The 15299-nt window shown below is 69.0% G+C and carries 15 protein-coding genes; 11 read left to right on the top strand and 4 right to left on the bottom strand.

Going from position 1 to position 15299, the window contains the following annotated elements; all coding sequences use genetic code 11:
- Positions 1 to 82: 82 nt before the first annotated feature.
- Positions 83 to 754, bottom strand: coding sequence for a GntR family transcriptional regulator (locus tag ASE76_RS09545; RefSeq protein WP_055838252.1), 672 nt, complete (start codon positions 752 to 754; stop codon positions 83 to 85).
- A 56-nt stretch (positions 755 to 810) separates the two neighbouring features.
- Here ASE76_RS09545 and ASE76_RS09540 point away from each other — a divergent pair, with 56 nt between their 5' ends.
- The 3 genes from ASE76_RS09540 to ASE76_RS09530 are packed head-to-tail and all read left to right on the top strand — an operon-like array spanning position 811 to position 3734.
- Entirely contained in the window at positions 811 to 1560 is a 750-nt protein-coding gene (locus ASE76_RS09540; protein WP_055838249.1) for an enoyl-CoA hydratase/isomerase family protein, read from the top strand.
- Between the two features lie 36 nt (positions 1561 to 1596).
- Entirely contained in the window at positions 1597 to 2565 is a 969-nt protein-coding gene (locus ASE76_RS09535; RefSeq protein ID WP_055838246.1) for a tripartite tricarboxylate transporter substrate binding protein, read from the top strand.
- Positions 2562 to 3734, top strand: a complete 1173-nt coding sequence (locus tag ASE76_RS09530; protein ID WP_055838243.1) for a CaiB/BaiF CoA-transferase family protein — start codon at positions 2562 to 2564, stop codon at positions 3732 to 3734. Before ASE76_RS09535 ends, ASE76_RS09530 begins: the two co-directional genes overlap by 4 nt.
- Positions 3735 to 3893: 159 nt before the next feature.
- Here ASE76_RS09530 and ASE76_RS09525 read toward each other — a convergent pair whose 3' ends face one another.
- Complete coding sequence (locus tag ASE76_RS09525; protein ID WP_082448267.1) at positions 3894 to 5108, bottom strand: putative zinc-binding metallopeptidase; 1215 nt, start codon at positions 5106 to 5108, stop codon at positions 3894 to 3896.
- Positions 5109 to 5367: 259 nt separating this feature from the next.
- Between ASE76_RS09525 and epsC the strand changes: the two genes are divergently transcribed.
- The 8 genes from epsC (at position 5368) to ASE76_RS09485 (ending at position 12430) form a co-directional block, all read left to right on the top strand.
- Positions 5368 to 6300, top strand: a complete 933-nt coding sequence (gene epsC / locus ASE76_RS09520; RefSeq protein WP_055838239.1) for a serine O-acetyltransferase EpsC — start codon at positions 5368 to 5370, stop codon at positions 6298 to 6300.
- Positions 6301 to 6641: 341 nt separating this feature from the next.
- Positions 6642 to 7415 carry a class II aldolase/adducin family protein gene (locus ASE76_RS09515; RefSeq protein ID WP_055838236.1) on the top strand — a complete coding sequence of 258 codons (774 nt, stop codon included), beginning with the start codon at positions 6642 to 6644 and terminating at the stop codon, positions 7413 to 7415.
- Between the two features lie 102 nt (positions 7416 to 7517).
- Entirely contained in the window at positions 7518 to 8507 is a 990-nt protein-coding gene (locus ASE76_RS09510) for a tripartite tricarboxylate transporter substrate binding protein (protein ID WP_055838233.1), read from the top strand.
- Between the two features lie 269 nt (positions 8508 to 8776).
- Positions 8777 to 9487: a YebC/PmpR family DNA-binding transcriptional regulator gene (locus ASE76_RS09505; protein WP_055838230.1), complete on the top strand. Its 711-nt coding sequence runs from the start codon at positions 8777 to 8779 to the stop codon at positions 9485 to 9487.
- A gap of 73 nt (positions 9488 to 9560) precedes the next feature.
- On the top strand, positions 9561 to 9842 hold the full coding sequence (locus ASE76_RS09500; RefSeq protein WP_055838226.1) for a DnaJ domain-containing protein: 282 nt from the start codon (positions 9561 to 9563) through the stop codon (positions 9840 to 9842).
- Positions 9839 to 10420, top strand: coding sequence for a hypothetical protein (locus tag ASE76_RS09495; RefSeq protein ID WP_055838222.1), 582 nt, complete (start codon positions 9839 to 9841; stop codon positions 10418 to 10420). The genes ASE76_RS09500 and ASE76_RS09495 overlap by 4 nt, the downstream gene beginning before the upstream one ends.
- 4 nt (positions 10421 to 10424) lie before the next feature.
- Positions 10425 to 11174 (top strand): hypothetical protein, encoded by a 750-nt coding sequence (locus ASE76_RS09490; RefSeq protein WP_055838219.1) that lies wholly within the window; start codon positions 10425 to 10427, stop codon positions 11172 to 11174.
- 20 nt (positions 11175 to 11194) lie between these two features.
- Positions 11195 to 12430: a hypothetical protein gene (locus tag ASE76_RS09485; protein ID WP_055838217.1), complete on the top strand. Its 1236-nt coding sequence runs from the start codon at positions 11195 to 11197 to the stop codon at positions 12428 to 12430.
- A 129-nt stretch (positions 12431 to 12559) separates the two neighbouring features.
- Here ASE76_RS09485 and ASE76_RS09480 read toward each other — a convergent pair whose 3' ends face one another.
- Together ASE76_RS09480 and ASE76_RS09475 are read right to left on the bottom strand one after the other, a co-directional pair.
- A complete protein-coding gene (locus ASE76_RS09480; protein WP_055838214.1) occupies positions 12560 to 13402 on the bottom strand; it encodes a hypothetical protein in 843 nt (280 codons plus the stop codon).
- A 483-nt stretch (positions 13403 to 13885) separates the two neighbouring features.
- A complete protein-coding gene (locus ASE76_RS09475) occupies positions 13886 to 15016 on the bottom strand; it encodes a porin (protein WP_082448265.1) in 1131 nt (376 codons plus the stop codon).
- Positions 15017 to 15299 lie beyond the last annotated feature (283 nt).

Genomic DNA, 15299 nt, shown 5'->3' with positions numbered 1-15299 from the left:
CCACCGCCCAGGGTGCCCCTCGGGCGCTGCCGACGCTCCGCGCGAAGGCGGCGCCCTTTTTCCTGGGCGGCGCATATCGCTGCTACGGGCGGGTATTCGACAGCACCAGGTCGGCGAACACCTTGCCGCCCAGGGAGATGTGGTCGCGCATCGCATCGGCCGCCTCGTCGGCCCGACCGGGCAGGATGGCGGCGACCACCCGCTCGTGCTCCCGCTGCGAATCGGCCAGCCGGCCCGGCCGCTCGAACAGCCTGCCGCGGTAGGCCCCGATGCGCATCCGCACCGCCCGGGCCTGCTCGACGATGAAGGGGTTGCCGCTGGCCTGGTAGATCACCTCGTGCAGCACCGCGTTGGCCTCCTGGTAGCCGGCCGCGTCGTCGGCCCGCGCGCAGGCCGCGGTGCCGGCCAGGGCCTGCTCCAGCGCCGCGCGCTGGACGGCGCCGATCCGGCGGGCCGCCAGCCGGGCCAGCACGCCCTCCAGCTCACCCAGTGCTTCCATCATCGCGACCAGTTCCTCGGCCTTCAGCTGGCGCACGTAGATGCCGGTGCGCGGCACGATGTCGACCAGGCCCCGCGCGCTGAGCAGCAGCAGCGCCTCCCGCACCGGCGTGCGCGAGGCCTCGAACTGCGCCGCCAGCGCACGCTCGTCGATCGCCATGCCCGGCGCCAGCTCGCCCGACTGGATGGCGGCCTCTAGCCGGCCGCGGATGCGGTCCTGCAGGCTGGTGGGTTCGAGGGTTAGCGCGGATTGCATGGGCACCTAAATATCAAATAGCATTATAGATATATCAACGACCTTGGAACAACCCGATGCTTCCATCGCTGCAAATAGAAGGCTCCCGCGCCACCATCACCCTGCGACGGCCAGAGATGGCCAACAAGCTGACACCCGAGGACCTGCCCGAGCTCCGCCGGCACTTCGCCACGGTCGATGCCACGCCCGCCGTGCTGGTGCTGGTGCTGCGGTCGGAGGGCAAGCACTTCTGCAGCGGGTTCGACATCGGCTCGGTCGCCCAGAGCCAGACCGAAGGCAGCGGCTTCGGCGACATGGTCGATGCGCTGGAGAACTGCCGCGCGGTGACCATCGCCGCGCTGCAGGGCGGCGTCTACGGCGGGGCCACCGACATGGTGCTGGCCTGCGACTTCCGCCTGGGCTGCGAGGCCGGCGAAATGTTCATGCCCGCGGCGCGACTCGGCCTGCACTACTACCCGACCGGCATGCAGCGCTACGTGAGCCGGCTGGGCCTCAACACCGCCAAGCGCCTCTTCCTGACCGCCGAGAAGATCGGTGCGCAGGCGATGCTGGACTGCGGTTTCCTCACCCACCTGGTTCCGCGCGAATCGCTGCCGGACGAGGTGGAGCGCCTGGCCGCGACGCTCGGCGCGATGGCGCCGATCCCGCTGCTCGGCATGAAGCAGCACCTGAACCGCATCGCCCAGGGCCGCTTCGATCCGGCCGCCGCCGCCCGCGACGTCGCACGGTCGGTGGTCTCGCAAGACCTGGCCGAAGGCGGCCAGGCCTGGAAGGAAAAGCGCACGCCGGTCTTCACCGGCCGGTAGCCGCCCACCATTGATTCGCACGACAGGAGACAAAGAATGAAGCTTTCGCACGGCATCGCCGCCGCCACGCTGACCGCCCTCTGCACCGCCGCCGGCGCGCAGGGCTATCCCAACCGGCCGATCACCCTGGTGGTCGGCTTTCCCTCGGGCGGCGGGGCCGATACGGTGGCGCGCATCGTCACCGACAAGATGGGCAAGCTGCTCGGCCAGCCGGTGGTGATCGACAACCGGCCGGGCGCCGGCACCACCATCGGCTCGGATTTCGTGGCCCGCGCCGCGCCCGACGGCTACACCCTGCTGCTCGGCAGCGGCAACCTCTACGGCAGCGACCAGCTGCTCTACAAGAGCGTGAAGTACGACGGCGCCAGGAGCTTCGTCCCGATCTCGCGCTGGAGTTCGGCGCCGATGCTGCTGGCGGTGAACCAGGGTTTCAAAACGCAGTCGGTGCAGGAGCTGGTGGCCGAGGCGCGCAAGGCGCCAGGCAAGCTGACCTACTCGTCCTCCGGCACCGGCGTCATCACCCACCTGGCGGCGCTCTCGTTCGAGCAGGCGGCCGGGGTGCAGATGCTGCACGTACCTTACAAGGGCGGCGCGCCCTCGCTGCTGGCCGTCGCCAGCGGCGACGTGCAGCTGACCTTCGGCACGCCGCCCTCGGTGCTGCCGATGGCCCAGGGCGGCAAGCTGCGGGTGCTGGCCGTCACCTCGGCCGCCCGCTCGCCGCTGTTCCCCGACACGCCCGGCATGGCCGAGGCCGGCGTCAAGGGCTACGATTTCAGCTTCTGGTTCGGCCTGTTCGCCCCGGCCGGCGTGCCGCCCGAGGTGGCCCAGGCGCTGTTCGACGCCAGCGTGGCCGCGCTGAAAGATCCCGAGGTGAAGGCCCGGCTGGAGAAATCGGGCAACGAATCGGCACCCTCCGCATCACTGGCCGAATTCCGCGCCTGGGCGCTCGACGAAGGCAAGAAATCCAAGGAACTGACCGTGCGCTCCGGCGCCTCGCTCGAATGACCCCACACACGCACCCATCCGCCGGCCCGCTGCAGGGCTACACCGTCGTCGACCTGACCCGCGTCCTGGCCGGCCCCTACTGCACCATGCTGCTGGCCGACCTGGGCGCCCGGGTGATCAAGGTCGAGCAGCCCGGCTGCGGCGACGACGCCCGCCAGATCGGCCCCTTCGTCGACGGCGACTCGGCCTACTTCATGTCGGTCAACCGCAACAAGGAATCGATCGCCCTCGACCTGAAGGCACTCGAGGACCGCGCGGTGTTCGAAGCCCTCCTGGAGACGGCCGACGTGCTGGTCGAGAACTTCCGCCCCGGCACCATGGAAAAGCTGGGCTACGGCTGGGAGGCGCTGCAGGCCCGGTACCCGCAGCTGGTGTTCACCTCGGTCTCGGGCTTCGGCCAGACCGGGCCCTACAGCCGGCGGCCGGCCTACGACATGGTGGTGCAGGCGATGGGCGGCATCATGAGCCTGACCGGCCATCCCGGCGGCGACCCTACGCGCGTGGGCGTCTCGATCGGCGACCTGGGCGCCGGGCTGTACGCGGCGGTCGGCACCCAGGCGGCGCTGCTGCAGCGGGCGCGCACCGGCCGCGGCGACCGGGTCGACGTGGCGATGCTCGACTGCCAGGTCGCCCTGCTGGAGAACGCCATCGCCCGGATGCAGGTCGACGGCAAGGCGCCGGGCCCGCTCGGCTCGCGCCACCCGTCGATCGCGCCCTTCGACGTGTTCCGCGCGGCGGACGGCTGGTTCGTGATCGCGGCGGGCAACGACGGCCTGTTCCAGCGGCTGTGCGCCACGCTGGAACTGCCGGCGGTGGCGGTCGACCCGCGCTTCGCCACCAACCACTTGCGCTGCACCCACCACGAGGCCCTGAAGGCCGCGCTGGAGGAACGCCTGGCCGCGGCCGGCTGCGACCACTGGCAGGACCTGCTGATGCGCAACAACATCCCCACCGGCGCCTACAACAACGTGGCCGAGGTGCTGCAGGACCCGCAGGTCCAGGCCCGCGACATGCTGCTGCAGGTCAAGGCCCAGAGCGGCCGCGACCTGACCGTCGCCGGCAACCCGATCCATGTCGGCGGCCACCGCACCGTGCTGCAGCGCCAGCCGCCGCGGCTCGACCAGGACCGGGAGCGGATCCTGGCGTCGCTGCGGGCGCTGCAGGAATAGCCAACACCGCAGGGCCGGCAAACGGTGGTCTTCTAGAGAAAAAAAGCTGGAGCCGGCGTGGGACGCCGGCATCCAGCTACTTTTTTTATAGCAATGGGTGCAAGGTGCCGCTGGATCGATGCGGACGTCTGCTGAAGCACCGTCGTGGTCCGGCATGCATCACGCGGCGCGCACCTCCGGCGCAGCCTTGCTGTCGTCGAAATCCGCCGCCGTTTCCTCGACGCTGATCGCCGCTTCCGGCACGCTGTAGGACCGCACCACCTCGTGGATGAACTGCAGCTTGGCGATCGCCTCGCGCGGCAGGATGAACGGGTAGTAGTCGGGCTGGCCCATGCTGCGGGTCAGCTCGTTGAGCGCGTGGGTCAGGACGATCCACGAGTTGAGGAACGCCAGGAAGGCGGTCGCGTTCGGATGGTCCGGCCGCCAGAGGTCGTCGAGGGTGTAGGGGTCGCTCTCGATGTCGACGTTGTTCGCGTCGATGCCGAAGCTGACGGCCGTATCCACCGTGTCGGCCATGTGCAGGTAGTGGGCCCAGGTCTCGGCCCAGTCTTCCCAGGAATGTGTGGTGGCATAGCTGGTGACGTAGTGCAGGGGCCAGTCGGCCGGAGGACCGTTCTCGTAATGGCGCTTGAGCGATTCGCCGTAGTCGACCGATTCGTCGCCGAAGAGCGCGCGGTAGGGCTGGTGCCAGACGGTGTCGCGTACCAGCCGGTCCCAGTAGTAGTGGCCGATCTCGTGGCGGAAATGGCCGAGCAGCGTGCGGTAGGACTCGTGCATCTCGGCGCGGATCTTCTCGCGCTGGGCGTCGTCTGCCTCGCCGATGTTGAGGGTGATCAGGCCCTCGTCGTGGCCGGTCAGCACCTTCGGTCCGCCGGGCACCTGCTCCAGCATGTCGAACATCAGGCCGTTGGGCCGTTCCTTGCGGGTCTCGATCGGCAGGGCGAGTGCCAGCAGTTGCGAGAGCAGGCGGCGCTTGGCGATCTCCAGCTTGCGCCACAGCTCGCGGTTCTCCTCCTTGGCCAGGTCGGGGATGGTGCGGGTGGTGCTGCACGAGAGGCAGAAGCCCGGGTCCAGGTTGTCGGGCGTGTGCCGGTGGGCGGCCGTGCCGCCCGGGATCAGCCAGTTGCAGGCGGCCGGTGCCTCCAGGTTGGCGCAGCGGTGCACGATGCGGTCGGAGCCGGTGCCGGGGATCACCCAGTCGCCGGGCTGCTCGCCGGGCTCGATCGCCACCACGGTGCGCATGACCGGGTCGTAGCCCAGAGAGCGTCCGCAGTTCAGGCACAGGCTGTTGCGGAGGAAAAGAGGCTTGCCGCAGATGCAGCGGTAGGCGCGGCTGGTGGTGGGGCCGACGGCGGTGATGAGGGAAGAGGTCATGGTCGTAGGAGGCCGTTGCAAGAAGGGGTTCGCCGGCAATATGACCGCGCGGCGCGGCCCGCCGCGTCAGCCGAGGACCCGAGTGCGGCGCAGGCGTTGCCGCACTGCCGGCGCAGGCGGCATGGCGCCGGGGTTCGTGGTCTTTCGCATTTGGCGACACGGGTCCGGCGCCTGTCGTGATCCACTAGCCCATCGGACGACCCTGCCGGCGCATCCCTGCCGCTGGCCGGCCGGCCGGCACGACGACAACGGAGGTTTCATGTCAGGTTTCGAGGTGAACGAAGTGGTGCTGGCCCTGCAGCGCACGCGGATCGAATGGCGCGACTCGCAGGGCCGCGCCCGCGAGCCGGCGGGGCGGGAGTTTCCGTCGCGCAACGCGCTGGCGGGGGTGGTCGAATGCCTGAAGGGCGTGCTCTTCCCGCTGCGGCTGGGGCCGTCGGACCTGCGCCACGAAAGCGAGGATTTCTACGTCGCCCGGACGCTCGATTCGGCGCTGCACACCCTGCTCGACCAGGCGCTGCTCGAATTGCGCTACACCGCCCGCAGGACCCTGGCCCCGGCCGCCGACAGCGACCAGTCGGCGCGTGCCCTGCTCCGGGACTTCGCCGCGGGGCTGCCGGCCATCCGGCGCCTGCTCGACAGCGATGCGGTAGCCGCCTACGAAGGCGATCCCGCGGCCCACAGCGTGGACGAGGTGCTGCTGTGCTACCCGGGCCTGCTGGCGATGATCCACCACCGCCTGGCCCACCGCCTCTACACGCTGGGCCTGCCCCTGCTGGCACGCATCATCTCGGAGCTGGCGCACGGCCAGACCGGCATCGACATCCACCCCGGCGCCACGATCGGCCCACGCTTCTTCATCGACCACGGCACCGGCGTCGTCATCGGCGAGACGGCCGTCATCGGCCAGGGGGTACGGCTCTACCAGAACGTCACGCTGGGGGCCAAGCGCTTCCCGACAGAGGCCGACGGCACCACCCTGAAGAAGGGCCTGCCGCGCCACCCGATCGTGGAGGACGACGTGGTCGTCTACGCCGGCGCCACCATCCTCGGCAGGGTCACCATCGGCCGGGGCGCGGTCATCGGCGGTAACGTCTGGCTCACCGACAGCGTGCCGGCAGGTGCCAGTGTCACCCAGGCCACGCTGCAGAACGCACCCCATGCGGCCGGCCCCACCGGCCCGCGGGACTGAACGCCCAGCACGACACCCGGGCGGGCGCTGGCAGCATCGGCGACGGCCCTGCCGGTTCCGGCATGGCAGGATCGATGCCTCCTTCGGCTGGAGGCAGCGGCACGCGGTCGGACCGGCCGCATCGGCAGCTCCATTTGCGCGTTCTTGAGCGAAACAGGCCGCCAGCCGGCGTAGGACGCCGACCTGCAGCTATCGATTTGATAGCATCATGGCTGCTATCGGCGCCGGGCCGCCCGCCTTTGGACTGTCGTGCCCGCGACCGCCCGCATCGCCGCAGCGCCTTAGCCTCGTTTCCGGTCTGCTCCGCAGCTACGAAACGACACCGCAACAGGACCCCGCGCATGCCCCCATCTTCTCCGCTCGACCCGATCCCCGGCCTGCAGGCGCAGGTCTCGCCCGAGGAATGGCAGACCCGCGTCGACCTGGCGGCCGCCTACCGGCTGGTCGCCCTCTTCGGCTGGGACGACCTGGTTTTCACCCACATCACCGCCAAGGTGCCGGGCACCGAGCATTTCCTGATCAACCCGTACGGCTTCATGTTCGAGGAGATCACCGCCTCCAGCCTGGTGAAGATCGACGGTGCGGGCCGCAAGGTGCTGGATTCGCCCTACGACATCAACCCGGCGGGCTTCACCATCCACAGCTGCATCCACGCCGCCCGGCACGATGCGGCCTGCGTGCTGCATACGCACTCGATCAACGGCGTGGCGGTGTCGGCCGAGAAGGACGGCCTGCGGCCGATCTCGCAGTTCGCGGCCTCGGTGCTGCATTCGCTGGCGTACCACGACTACGAGGGCTTCGCGGTCAACGACGACGAGAAGCCGCGGCTGGTACGCGACCTGGGCGACAAGAGCTTCCTGATGCTGCGCAACCACGGGCTGTTGACCGTCGGCGACTCGGTCGCCGCGGCGTTCCTGGCGATGCACCGCTTCGAGGCCGCCTGCATGGTGCAGGTGCGGGCCCGGCCGGGCGCCGAGATGCTCGACATTCCGGCCGAGGTGCTGGACGCCGCGCCGGCGCAGCTCGCCAAGGTGCGCACCGGCGGCGGTGCGCGCCTGGTCTGGCCCGGCCTGCTGCGGCGGCTGGACCGGCGCAACCCGGGCTACGCGCAGTAGCGCACCGCCTGGCCATCGGAGCCGCAACCGACGCGAGGGAAATCCCCTGCTGCCTGCGCCGCGCGATGGCCCCAGGATGCAGCATTCAACGGAGACACCACGATGCCCTTTTCCCCTCTCTCGCGCCGCGGATTCCAGGCGGCGGTCGCCGCCGGTGCCGCCGCGCTGGTACTCCCGGCCCGCGCCCAGTCGGCCTGGCCCAACCGCCCGATCCGGATCGTCGTGCCCTACACGCCCGGCGGCTTCACCGACCAGATGGCGCGGATGCTGCAGGTCGGCCTGCAGAACAAGCTGGGCCAGCCGATCGTGATCGACAACAAGCCCGGTGCCAACGGCATCATCGGCGTCGACGCGGTGGCCAAGGCGCCGCCCGACGGCACCACCTTCGGCGTGGTGATCGCGGCCTATGCGGCCAACACCACGCTCTACCCCAAGCTGCCCTACGACCCGGCCAAGGACCTGCGCGGCGTAGCGCTGATGGGCATCTCGCCGCTGTTGGCCGCGGTGGCGGCCAACGCGCCGTTCAAGACCGCGCGGGAGTTGATCGACTACGCCCGCGCCAACCCCGGCAAGATCAGCTTCGGCTCGTCGGGCAACGGCTCGGCCTCGCACCTCACCACCGAACTGCTCAAGCTGCAGACCCAGACGCGGATGGTGCACATCCCCTACCGGGGCGCTGCGCCCGCTTTGGCCGACCTGCTGGGCGGTCAGATCCAGTTGCTGTTCGACGCACCCACCGGCCTGATACCGGCGGGCAAGGACGGCAAGATCCGGCTGATCGGCGTGGCTGGCGAGCAGCGGCTGCCGGCGGTGCCCGACGTGCCCACCTTCATCGAGCAGGGTTTCGCGGGTTTCGCCGGCAGTACCTGGGCCGGCATGCTGGCACCGGCCGGCACGCCCGAGGCGATCGTGCAGCGCATGGCCGAAGAGGTGACCACCATCGTCCGCAGCGCCGAGATGCGGCCCCGCTTCGACACGATGGGCACCTTCCCGGCGGGCGGCACGCCGGCGGCGTTCGATGCCTTCATCGCCACCGAAACCGCCAAGTGGGCCAAGGTGATCCGCGCGGCCGACGTGAAGATCGACGGCTGAGCGCAGGCCCTTCTTTCGCCCTTACCCGGGAGGGCGTCGCACCCGCTTCGCCCGCCGCAGTGCGGCCGATACACTAGGCGCCTGTCGGCGTCTTCCAGAAGAGCCAGCCGACGACGGCCGGAGCCGCCGACGCGAGGCCGCTCCGGCGCTCCCGTACTTTCGGCGGTGCAGCCGGGCCGCACCAGCCATGGGCACCCTGCGCCATCGCCGGAGAACCCCGACACCGACTGGCGCCCGCGGGCGCCGCAACACACCGAGAGAGATCAGACATGGGCGCGCAGTGGAAAGCAAAAGGCAAGGCGCAGGCGGCGGATGCCCGCGGCAAGCTGTTCGGCAAGCTGGCCAAGGAAATCATGGTGGCCGCGCGCGGCGGCGCCGACCCGGCGGCCAATTCGCGGCTGCGCCTGGTGGTCGAGCAGGCCCGCAAGGTCTCGATGCCCAAGGAAACCCTGGAGCGCGCGATCAAGAAGGGCGCCGGCCTGACCGGTGAGACGGTCAACTTCGAGCACGTCATCTACGAAGGCTTCGCGCCGCACCAGGTGCCGGTGATGGTCGAGTGCCTGACCGACAACGTCAACCGCACCGCGCCCGAGATGCGGGTGCTGTTCCGCAAGGGCCAGTTGGGCACTTCCGGCTCTGTCTCGTGGGACTTCGACCATGTCGGCATGATCGAGGCCGAGCCGGCCGCCGCCGGTGCCGACGCGGAAGTGGCGGCCATCGAGGCCGGTGCGCAGGATTTCGAGGCCGGCGAAGACGGCGCCACCATGTTCATCACCGACGCGACCGACTTGGACCTGGTCAGCCGCGCACTGCCGGCGCAGGGCTTCACCGTGCTGTCTGCCAAGCTCGGCTACAAGCCGAAGAACCCGGTCGACCCGGCCAACCTGAGCCCGGAGCACCTGGAGGAAGTCGAGGCCTTCCTCGCCGCGATCGACGGCAACGACGACGTGCAGAACGTGTTCGTGGGGCTGGCCGGTTGATCGGCACCATTGCGCCGAGCGCCCTGCCCACCGGCTTGAAATCGCCCCAAACGGCGGCACCTGAAGTGACCGCATGAGCAACCACTACGAAGCCCTGGGGCTGGCAGGAAGCGCCTCGCTGGCCGACATCAAGAAGGCCTTCCGCCAGAAGGCCGCCCAGCTCCATCCCGACCGGAACCCGGCGCCCGACGCGGCCGCCCGGTTCCAGGCGGTGCAGAAAGCCTACGAGGTGCTGTCCGACGACGAGCAGCGCCAAGCCTACGACGAGAACCGACGTCGCAATCTGCTGGACGACCCGCTGGAAACGGCGACCGAGATCTGGCAAGCCTATTTCAAGAGCATCCTCCCGCCGTGACCCTCTCTCCCTACTTCCACAACCTGCGCACCGCCTACCGGGCCGAGCTGGACGACCTGACCTCCGATTCGGAAGGCAAGGACGTGCTGCAGAAGCGCCTGACCCAGAAGCGCAAGGAAATCGGCTTCCTGGTGCAGATGCTGGAGCTGAGCCCGGAGATGGTCGCCGTGGCCTTCCACCGCGCCTTCAAGTTCCCGCAGCCGCGCGCGATCGAGCCGCTGGTAGGGCTGGAGGCGGCCGAGCTGCCCGAGTGGCACACGCTGGCGCAGTCGGTCGTCCTCGAACCCTGGGCCGTGGGCATGGCCGAGGCGGTGCTCAAGGAGCCGGCCGGCAGCCGGTTCCTGGTGGCGGCCGCCACCCTCGAATACCTGCAGACCCACGCCCGCCTCGGCCCGGCCGATGCCGGCGCCTCGGACGCCGACGACGACGCCGACGACGACCAGGACGACAACGAACCGGTCGAAGACGACGAAACCCCGCTCAGCGCCGACGACGCACGCGATCCGCAGACCCGTCGCAGCCGCGAGGACGCCGGCAGCGACTGGTTGTCCGACCAAGGCTTCGACCGCAAGGAGTGACACGATGAACCATCTCGCCCTCATCACCCAGACCCGCAGCCTGATCGCCGCCGGCGACATCGTCGGCGCCGAATCGGCCCTGGCCGAGCTTGCCGACGCCGAGGGGGACAACGCCCTGATGGTGGTGCTGGACCAGCTGGCACCCAAGGACATCCTGGCCGTCATGCGCGAGTACGACGACTCGCGCGCCTCGGTCGTCAACCTGCTGGTCACGCCCGAGCAGTTCGCCCGGGCGATGGTGCTGGAGAAGCAGTACAAGGACCTGAGCCACACCCATCTGCGCAGCATGGTGAACGCGGTGATCTTCCGCGACGACGGCGAGCCGCTCGAGTTCCTGAACGCGATCGGCGACCTGGAGGGCGGCAGCGAGGCGCTGGCCAACTACTTCACCGAGAAGTGGAGCCGCATCGAGGCCTTCGCACGCACCGGCACCTTCGACGCCACCGAGGACTACGGCCTGATGCTCACCGAAGAGCAGCTGCTGGCCTCGGCCTATGTGCAGCCGCAGCTGCTGCAGGACGAGGTGGCCGACCGCGACTGGATGCAGCTGGCCTGGTTGCTGCGCTACGAGTGCCGCGACCTCTTCATCGAGATGCTGCTGGTGCTGCGGGCCAAGGCGCGTGCCCACGACCTGGGGCTGGAAGACGACGAACTGCCCGAAGAGGACGACGACGGCAAGTTCGAGACCAGCGACACCGACCGCGGCAAGGCGACGCCCGCCGCCCGCACCTCCGACGAGGAGTCGGCGATCTGAGCGCGCCGGCTGCCCCCCCGATGTCCGCGCCCTCCCCCGCCTCGGGGCTGTCGATCCACGACGGCCGCCCGTTCTTCGAGAAGGCCCTGGCCTACGGTCTGCAGTACGGCGTCATCGATGCCGACAAGATCGCCGCGATCCGGACCGAAGCGCCCAAGGGCATGGTGCAGATCGCCCGCTACTTCGGCAGCGAATTCCTGCGTCCCGACCTGGAGCGGGCGCGTGCCCGCATCGTCAACCTGGTGAGCCTGCACCTGGAGGATGCCAGCGAAGGCGACCTGCGCAGCGCGGCCGAGCTGCTGCGCGACCACTCCTTCATGTCGCGCTCCAAAGCCGGATCCGACATGCTGCGCCGCCTGATCGCGATGCCGGAGAGCAGCCATTTCGGCATGCGCGGCTTCTCGGATGCCGAGACGCCGCTGCTGTCGGCCTGGTCCCTGCGCAGCCATGCCGACTACCGGGCCGAGCTGGCACGCCGCACGGCGGCGGCGCACCTCGCCGACGCGGCGCTGTGGCTGGGCCGGCCGTTCAAGCTCGACGCGGACGCGCTGGAAGAAGCCGGTGCCGATGCCGAGGCGGTGATCCGCACCGCCCTGCTCTACCGCGCCCTGGCGCCCGGCGCGACCGATTGGCCCGACGCGGTACAGATCGACAAGCGGATCGCCGCACTGCGCAAGCGCGCGACCCCGCTGCAGATCGCAATGCCGCCCGGGCTTCCGCACACGCTGCACGACACGGTGGAGGCGATACGCAAGAGCGTCGTCTCGGACCTGCCGCGCCTGCTGGAAGCCACCCAGCCGGTGCGGCTGATGCTGCGCACGAGCGCCGTCTGGCGCGAGCGCTACTTCCTGGTGGAGGACCCGCTGGGCGAAGTCGACCACTACTACCAGTCGCTGGGACAGGATGCGCCGCCGCAGCCCGGCAGCAAGACCTGGGCGCGCGCCACCCAGGGACACGAAGACGAGCACTCGCTGCTGACCCTGCTGCTGTGCCTGGCCGCGGGCATTCCCAAGAAGACGCTGCTGACCGAAAAGCAGGCCGCCAGCCTGGTGCGGCGCATCCGCAAGCACGGCATGGAGCCGGCGCTCGCCACCGCCTTCGTCGACGAACATGCACCCGAAGCGCACCGCGACGACTACCGCGCGCTGTGGACGAGCTTCCTGCAGGAGTCTGAGAAGACCCTGCGCAGCGACCTGGACTACCAGCTGCACGACGCGCTGGCGCTGCTGCGGCGGGAATGCAATATCGCGGCCTGAACCCCTCGGCCCGCACCAGGGCCTGAGCGGGTCGACGTTTCAGCCCAGCCGGCAGCCACAAGGCCACGCGCCGGAGCACCGAGCGAATGGTGGTGCCTGCGCCGGCGCGGCCACGGGGCGATGCGGGCGCTACCCGCGGCCGAGTGCGGCTTGCAGATCGGCCACCTGTCGGCGCAGGGACGCGTTCTCTTCGGTCAGGTCGGCCACGCGCTGCCGCAGGCTGTCGAGCGAATCGGGCGCGGACGAAAGCTCTTCTGCCGCGCTGCCCGCGGCCTCCTTCGGCGGCTTGCGCGTGGCGTCGCGCGCCCGCTTGGCGGCCTGCTTCAGCTCCTGTTTGCCGCCCAGCGCAGCGGCGACCTGCTCGTCAACCGGCAGGCTGGACACGGCCGCCGCGGCGTTGATCGAGATGGTGCCCGACCGCACGGCCGCCACCAGTTCGGGTGCCGCCTGCTTCTGGATCTTCTCGATCATCACCACTTGGCTGCTGCTCAGCCGCGCGGCCTTGGCGATCGCCTCGCGGCTGTCGAGCGCGGCGGGCGCCGGGGCCGAAGAAGCCGCATCGGCCGACATCGCGCCGGCGGCTTCGTCCGCGGGCTGCGCATCGGCAGGCGTGTCGTGCTCCGACGCCGGCAGTGCCGCCCGGCCCTTGCGCATCGCCACGATCTCCTTCTTGCGCAGCGCCAGGACGCCGCGCTGGAAATCCGAGACGCTGCGGCGGCCCAGGTGCTGGTCGATCATCCACAGGTGCACGTCTTCCAGCGAGCGGAACCGGGTGTTCTGCACCGTCTGGAACGGCAGGCCGTGCTTCTGGCAGATGCCGTAGCGGTTGTGGCCGTCGACCAGCACCTCGCCCCAGAGCACCAGCGCGTCCCGGCAGCCCTCGGCCAGGATGCTGCGCTCCAGCGCATCGTGTTCGTCGGCCGAGAGGGGATCGATGTAGGCCTTGAGTTCTTCGTTGACGACAATATTCATCGGTTCGGGGTGCAGGTGACGGGGAAAAGGGCGCGATTCTAGTGACGATCCGCCTGAGGTGATGCCACACCCTACTCGCCAGCCCGCGGTCGGCACTTGCACAATTCTGGAGCAGCGCCTACAATCCGCGATCCCCGAAACGACCCTCGCGTCTTTCGGTTGCCTGCGCAGGCAAGGCCGATTCTCACGGCGGCACGTCGGACCAAGAGCTACCACGACGAAAAAAACAAAAGTGGCTTCTGCATGTGAATGTGCCGTAACGTGGGCCGCGTAAGAGCCCACGACCAATTCCGAAAGCCCGCATCTCGCGGGCTTTTTTGCGTCTGGCCGTGCTCCTGCCGAACCGGCTCACCGCAGGTGCAAAAGAAAAACAACGTACAAATAAAAAAGACGGGGCCGTGAAGCCCCGTCAAAACTCGCAAACCCTGTTCACTCGCAAAAAACCGCATGGGCCGGGCGCTTGGCCGCCCGGCCCATGCCCCATCAGAAGCTGTGCTTCATGCCGATGGCGATGCCGGTGGAATTGCCGCCCGCCACCGGACCGTTGTTGCTCAGGCCGCCGACCCCACCCACCTGGTAGGTGGAGGCGCCCTTGTTGTTCAGGCGTGCCACGTCGGCATACAGCGCAGTGCGCGGCGACAGGTTGTGCACATAGCCCAGCGACACCTTGTTGGCGCCGTTGGAACTGTTGTCCTGCGTGTAATGCGACGCCTGGACGCGGATCAGGCCGGGGCCGACCGGTGCGGTGGCGCCGATGGCATAGGTATTGAACTGGAACGCGGCGATGGCGCCCCGGCCGCCGATCTTGTCGGTCTGGATGAAGCCCATCGGCTTGACGATGCCGAAATCGTAGGAAGCGCCGATATTGGCCACCTTGAAATCGGACGCATAGGCGGATGCGCCCACCACCCGGGTGGCGTCCGAATACTGGCCGTACGATGCGGAGACCTTGAACGGGCCGCTGCCGTAACCGCCGCGCACGCCCATGTAATTGCCGGTCTTCTTGGTCGCGGCGGCGGCGGCGGAAGTGCTGATGCCTGCCGCATTGGCCACCGGCACCACGCTGGAATTGCCTTCGCCGAATCCGTACTGGACCTGGCCGAAGAAACCGCCCAGGGTGGACGGCAGCAGGTACGACACGCTGTTGCTGGTGCGGAACGCACTGACGCCGGTGACGCCCGAGGTGCTCATGCCGAGGATCTCGACCTGTTCGAAGCCGCGCTGGCCGCTCACGTCGTAGTCGAAGGTCATCGGATACGAGGCTACGAAGTCGCGGCCCAGCCGCACTTCACCGAAGGTGCCGAACAGGCTGACGGTGGAACGGCGCTGGAAGTCGAAGCCTCCCGTCTGGCTGGAGCCCCCGCCGACGTCGTTGTTCAGCGCGCCTTCCAGCCAGAAACCGGCCGACAGGCCGCCACCCAGGTCCTCGGTACCGCGAAAGCCCAGGCGCGAGGTGGAGTTGCCGCCGTTGAGCAGACCGGTGACGTGGCTGGTTCCGCTGGACTTCAGGCGGCCCACGCCCGCGTCGAGCGTACCGAACAAGGTGACGGACGACTGGGCCATGCCGGCGGTGCAGGCGACCAGGGCGGCCACGGCGATGAGTGCTTTCTTCATTTATCGGTTCCTCGTCAGGGGTGATGATTCAACTTTTGGTGAATGGGGTCGTCCGAGGATGGGCCTGCTGATAAGCACCCAGCAAACCGTTCGTGCATCGCTCGAAGTCTTGGTCGAGCGATCATTGCATCATGCTGTTACAAACGCCGCGCTCCGAAAACAGCGTGCGGTTTCTCCGAAAATGCCGTTGGAATATCGAATATCGGCAAGGAATGCCGTTTGCACCGTGGGCGTGCGGCGATGAGATTCAGCGCCGCGAAAAGCACTTTTATGGCGCACGGGT

It is taken from the genome of Xylophilus sp. Leaf220, assembly GCF_001421705.1.
Lineage (GTDB): Bacteria > Pseudomonadota > Gammaproteobacteria > Burkholderiales > Burkholderiaceae_C > Xylophilus.
Note: the sequence above shows the minus strand (reverse complement) of the source record. Positions and strands in the feature narration are given on the sequence as shown.

Bases quoted from the DNA above. Each gene is read 5' to 3' on its own strand.
- ASE76_RS09530 (WP_055838243.1), top strand. From the start codon at position 2,562: ATGACCCCACACACGCACCCATCCGCCGGCCCGCTGCAGGGCTACACC.
- ASE76_RS09500 (WP_055838226.1), top strand. From the start codon at position 9,561: ATGAGCAACCACTACGAAGCCCTGGGGCTGGCAGGAAGCGCCTCGCTG.
- ASE76_RS09540 (WP_055838249.1), top strand. From the start codon at position 811: ATGCTTCCATCGCTGCAAATAGAAGGCTCCCGCGCCACCATCACCCTG.
- ASE76_RS09510 (WP_055838233.1), top strand. From the start codon at position 7,518: ATGCCCTTTTCCCCTCTCTCGCGCCGCGGATTCCAGGCGGCGGTCGCC.
- ASE76_RS09505 (WP_055838230.1), top strand. From the start codon at position 8,777: ATGGGCGCGCAGTGGAAAGCAAAAGGCAAGGCGCAGGCGGCGGATGCC.
- ASE76_RS09485 (WP_055838217.1), top strand. From the start codon at position 11,195: ATGTCCGCGCCCTCCCCCGCCTCGGGGCTGTCGATCCACGACGGCCGC.
- ASE76_RS09545 (WP_055838252.1), bottom strand. From the start codon at position 754: ATGCAATCCGCGCTAACCCTCGAACCCACCAGCCTGCAGGACCGCATC.
- epsC (WP_055838239.1), top strand. From the start codon at position 5,368: ATGTCAGGTTTCGAGGTGAACGAAGTGGTGCTGGCCCTGCAGCGCACG.
- ASE76_RS09475 (WP_082448265.1), bottom strand. From the start codon at position 15,016: ATGAAGAAAGCACTCATCGCCGTGGCCGCCCTGGTCGCCTGCACCGCC.
- ASE76_RS09480 (WP_055838214.1), bottom strand. From the start codon at position 13,402: ATGAATATTGTCGTCAACGAAGAACTCAAGGCCTACATCGATCCCCTC.
- ASE76_RS09535 (WP_055838246.1), top strand. From the start codon at position 1,597: ATGAAGCTTTCGCACGGCATCGCCGCCGCCACGCTGACCGCCCTCTGC.
- ASE76_RS09490 (WP_055838219.1), top strand. From the start codon at position 10,425: ATGAACCATCTCGCCCTCATCACCCAGACCCGCAGCCTGATCGCCGCC.
- ASE76_RS09525 (WP_082448267.1), bottom strand. From the start codon at position 5,108: ATGACCTCTTCCCTCATCACCGCCGTCGGCCCCACCACCAGCCGCGCC.
- ASE76_RS09515 (WP_055838236.1), top strand. From the start codon at position 6,642: ATGCCCCCATCTTCTCCGCTCGACCCGATCCCCGGCCTGCAGGCGCAG.